The following is a 4,445-nucleotide window of genomic DNA, read 5'->3' as shown; positions in this document are numbered from 1 at the left end:
TCACCACCTCCAACCCCGCGGGGGTGCAGGCCTTGGGGGTGTTGGGGCTGGTACCCTGGCCCCCAATGCCACCCCCTAAACCACCTCCTCCGCTCTCCCAAAGGGAGAGGGGCCAGGGGTGAGGGCTACAACCGGATCAGGCCGTAGGTGAGGGCGTAGCGCACCAGCTCGGTGCGGCTGCTGGTGCCCGTTTTGTTGAGGAGGCGGGTGACGTATTTTTCCACGTTGCGCACGCTGGTTTGCAGTTGTTTGGCAATCTCTTTGTTCATCAGCCCCTCCGCCACCTTCTCCAACACCTGCTGTTCCCGCGGCGTCAGCTCCACCTTGATGGGTGGAGGCAAGGGGTTGGGGGCAGCGGGCTGGGGGGGAGGGGCAGCAGCAAGGGTGCGCTCCGACAGCAGGGCGCGAATCGAGGCCAGCTCGCGGGCAACCACCTCCGAAGGGCTGGCCGCGCGGGAGCGCTCAATGAGATTGGAGACGATGGCCACCAGCTCCTCCGGATCGAAGGGCTTGGGCAAATAGGCATCGACGCCGGCCCGGTAGCCCTGGATGCGGTCGGCGGTCATCCCTTTGGCGGTGAGGAACACCACCGGCAGATGGCTGTAGGGCTCGAGTTTTCGCAATTGGGCCAAAAATTGGTAGCCGTCCATGCCCGGCATCATGATGTCGGAGATAATTAGCTGGGGCTGGGCCGTGCTGAGCAGTTGCAGGGCCTGCTGGGCATTGGCAGCCGGGATCACCTCAAAGCCACTCTCCTCAAGGTAGGCTTGCACTGCTTCCCGTAGGCCTGGCTCATCATCGACTAGCAGAATGCGGGCCACTGGCCTAGCAGCAGTTTCGGGTTTGGTGTTGGCGGAAGAGGCCATAGGGCAGCTCCTAGGTAGCTTGCAAAACTTTGGTTGGGAGGCAAGTCCTACTGGACCGTAGGCAAGCTAAGGCGGAAGCAGGAGCCCTGGGGGGAGCTTTCCACCTGGAGATTCCCTCCCATTTGGGCGGCCAAGTTGCGGCTGATGGCCAGCCCCAGCCCCTGCCCCGGCTTGGAGAGATCGGCACGAAAAAACGGATCGAAGATCCGCTCCAGGTTCTCGGGGTGGATGCCAGGGCCGTTGTCGCAGACAGCAATCCACACCTCCTGCCGAGGGGAGCCGCTTGCATTTTTCGCTGCCTCTGCAGGGCTAAGCTCCACCCTAAGCTGGATGTTGCCGGGGGGAGGGGTATATTTACAAGCGTTGTCAATTAAGTTGTCCAACACCTGGCGGAGGGCACGGGGATCTGTCTGAACCTGGGGCAGCCAGGAGGGCAGAATGGCCTGGAAGCGATGCCCCTGGGTTTCTGCGAGGGCTTGGTAGAGGGGGATCCACTCCTGGAGCAGCTCGCCCAGGGCAAGGGGCCGGAGTTGCAGGGGGGCTGGAGCTCCATCCAAGCGCTCGAACTCGCCCAGTAGCTCTTGCAGGCGCTTACACTCTTTCTCGATACTGAGCCCAATCCAGTGGTTGCGATCTTCAGGGGGCAGGCGCTTTTGCAGCAGCTTGGCCAGCATGTTCAAGGTCGCGATTGGGTTGCGCATCTGGTGGATGAGGGTGGAAAGCTGCTGGGCAGGCAGCGTGACCCTCTCCCCCGGCCTGGCAGCCCTGGCCCCACAGACAGGCTCGGGCTCTGGGTGGGGTTCGGCAACTTTTTTCCCTCTCGGCATGGATCCCCTCTCTTGACTCTCCTGGGGCACCTCAATGATCCTAGCCCTATCTCCTTGGAGCTGGGATCCAAACTAGAGCTGGCGGGGTAAGTAGATATTGAGGATTTCCCCTTGGCGAGCCCGATGGCGCACAGTTAGGTAGCCCCCCAAGGCTCGGAACAGGGTTTGGGCTACTGGCAGGCTAAGGCTAATGGCGCCTGTATCTGGCTGCACCACCAGCAACTGGCCAATTGCTTGAGGGGACTTGAGTTCCGAGCTGGGGCTGTCGCTCCCCTCTGGGGTGTTCACCTGAAACTGCAGCTTAACCAGCTCGCCAGCGCTAAGCAATTGGGCGCGGATGTGGCTGCCGGCAGGGGTGCTCCGGGCCAGGCGGTCGACAATGCCAAATAGCACGGCCTCCAGGGCTTTGGGATCGCTAACTACATCGGGTAGCTCATCAGGGATCTCCAGCTCCAGGCGGGATCCCCGTCGCTCTACCTGGTCTTGCCAGCGGGGTAGGTTTTGCCGCACTAGATCCACCAGGGCAATTGGCTCCAGGTGCAACCGCCGTCCCTCGCCCGGAGGGGCAGTGGGCATGACCGTTTCTGTGGCCTGGAAAAACAGTCCAAAACGGTTGATCTGCTCGGTGCACTCGCGGTCAATCTTCTCCACGTATTCCCGCACCCGTGGTGGCAGGTCGCGCTGCTTTAGGATGAGGCTGACCAAGGTGCGAATGGTACAGAGGGGCGTCTGGATCTCGTGGATGAGGGCCCGCAAGAGCTCTGCCTCTGAAAGGCTACCCGCTTGCTCTGGCTCGGCTTGGGGGGTGGAGGAGGGGCCGCGGGCAGGGGACTCGAGCCGTGGCGAGGCAGCGGAAGAGGAAGACGCAGGGGTTGGCCTCTTGGCCGTGGCTGGTGGCGGAGAAGGCCTAGGGGCAGGCTCCTTTTCTGCCCTAGCGGGGGGCAGGCAGGCAGGCGGGGATCCCGTCTCAGCTAGGGAACCCAGTAGGAGGAAGCTGCTAAAGCGGGCCAGCACCCGCCCATGGGGCTTTCTCAGGGGATAGTGGATAGCTAGATCCCTCCAAGCAGCTAGCCGATCGGGCCTGCCCTGGTGCACTCGCTCTTCCAGGTTCTGCCAGGCCCGCTGCACCACCTCCGGCTCAAAAGAGAGCATCATTCCCCTTTGCCGGGTGTGGGGATGGTACCCCTGGGCAACTATCACGGCAAAAACAGGAGTGAGCAGCAGTAGAAATAGCTCCTCCGCCAGCGGGTCGGGGCGCAGCAGGGGGATCACTGTCTGGCCGGGGGCTAGGATGGACTCAGGCGACAAATCCGGAGTAAACAGCCAGGGCGCCTCCCGCGCCGGCTGGCGGGGGCGGTACTGCACGGCGTCCACAGGCGGCGGATCCCCGCTTACCCAGGGAGGCCACCAGGGTACCGGCCCGCCAATAACCACGCCAAATTGACCCACCTCCTGCCACAGCCGCAGCAGCGCAGCCACTGCCTGCTGCCAAGCGCGCTCCCCCGCCCCCGGCAACCATTCTGGCAAAGGCAGCTCGGCCCAAAGGGCATCCAGCAGGGACAGAAATCGGCGGCTCTTCACGGCTCCCTCTGCTTCCACCCTCCCCCTGTAGAGTAGCGGTTGCAGTGCTCCTCAGACAGCGGAAAACCTCACCTTTTACGGGGTGGATCCCCGCCTCAGCCAGTTCGCCCATCGGGAAGCGTAGCTCCCCGCAAATTGGCCCCGCTGAGGTTGGCTGTGCTTAGATCGGCGCGGGTGAGGATGGCGTTGCTGAGATCGGCATTTTCTAGGCTGGTGCGGCCCAAGTAGGCGTCCACAAGGTTAGCAGACCGCAGATCAGCTCCAGCTAGATTGGCCCGACTCAGGTCCGTCCGCGCCAGTTTGGCGGAGTACAGACAGGCGGCGGAAAGATCGGCCCCTGTCAGGTTTGCCTCGCTGAGGTTGGCCTCTGCCAAGTTGGCCTGGCTAAGCAGCGCCTCCTTTAAATTGGCCTTTCCCATCTGCGCCCCCTGCAAGTCTGCACCTAGACAGCGAGCCTCCCTCAGGTCGGCATTGCTGAGGATGACTCCCTGCAAGCAGGCTTGCTGCAGGCTGGCTCCTTGCAACCGCGCCCCAACTAGACTGGCCTCTTTGAGGTTGGCCCTGCTGAGATTGGCCCGGGTTAAATCTGCGCCCGATAGGTTGGCTCCCCTGAGATCAGCGCGGCTAAGATTGGCGCTGCGCAACACGGCTCCTCGGCGGCTTTCAAAACGGAGATTGGCCCCCCGCAGACAAGCCCCCTCCAGGTTAGCACTGGTTAAGTCGGCCCAGCGGAGATCTGCATCGATGAGGTTGGCGTCAATCAATAGGGCCAGCGTCAAGTTGGCTCTGTGCAAGTCCGCCCCCTGCAGAGTGGCACCGTGCAGTTGAGCATCCCTGAGATCCGCCTCGCTCAAGTCCGCCTGGTTGAGATTGGCTCCACTGAGGTTGGCTCTCACTAAGTTGGCCTTAGTCAGCTTGGCCCGCCCCAAGTAGGCAAAGAGGAAGGTGGCACCCTGGAGGTTAGCCTGGGAGAGGTCTATCCCAATCAAGTCGGCTCGGCTGAGGTCAAGGGCAGCCAGGTTCTCGCCTACGAAGGAAGTGCGCCCCGCCCGGTATAGCCGGAGCAGATCTTTGGCATCCATGGCAAGGTTATCCGCTCCTAGAGCCCATTTTAATGAGGTCCGGCTCTGGCTCTTGGCGTTGGCGGGGAAAACTTGGCCTTCAAACCAGA

General features: G+C 62.5%; 4 protein-coding genes. All 4 read right to left on the bottom strand.

The annotated features are described in order from the left end of the window. Window positions 1-125: 125 nt before the first annotated feature. Window positions 126-866: a response regulator gene (locus tag NW827_RS07855; RefSeq protein WP_414362819.1), complete on the bottom strand. Its 741-nt coding sequence runs from the start codon at window positions 864-866 to the stop codon at window positions 126-128. A 47-nt stretch (window positions 867-913) separates the two neighbouring features. Then, on the bottom strand, window positions 914-1,693 hold the full coding sequence (locus NW827_RS07850) for a sensor histidine kinase (protein ID WP_414403817.1): 780 nt from the start codon (window positions 1,691-1,693) through the stop codon (window positions 914-916). Between the two features lie 72 nt (window positions 1,694-1,765). Next, complete coding sequence (locus NW827_RS07845) at window positions 1,766-3,274, bottom strand: sensor histidine kinase (RefSeq protein WP_414362817.1); 1,509 nt, start codon at window positions 3,272-3,274, stop codon at window positions 1,766-1,768. Window positions 3,275-3,369: 95 nt separating this feature from the next. After that, window positions 3,370-4,356 carry a pentapeptide repeat-containing protein gene (locus NW827_RS07840; protein WP_414362816.1) on the bottom strand — a complete coding sequence of 329 codons (987 nt, stop codon included), beginning with the start codon at window positions 4,354-4,356 and terminating at the stop codon, window positions 3,370-3,372. Window positions 4,357-4,445: the final 89 nt, after the last annotated feature.

It is taken from the genome of Synechococcus sp. H70.1 (assembly GCF_047502705.1).
GTDB lineage: Bacteria > Cyanobacteriota > Cyanobacteriia > Thermostichales > Thermostichaceae > Thermostichus.
The sequence above is the reverse complement of the archived record's forward strand: the minus strand, read 5'-3'. Positions and strand labels throughout refer to the sequence as shown.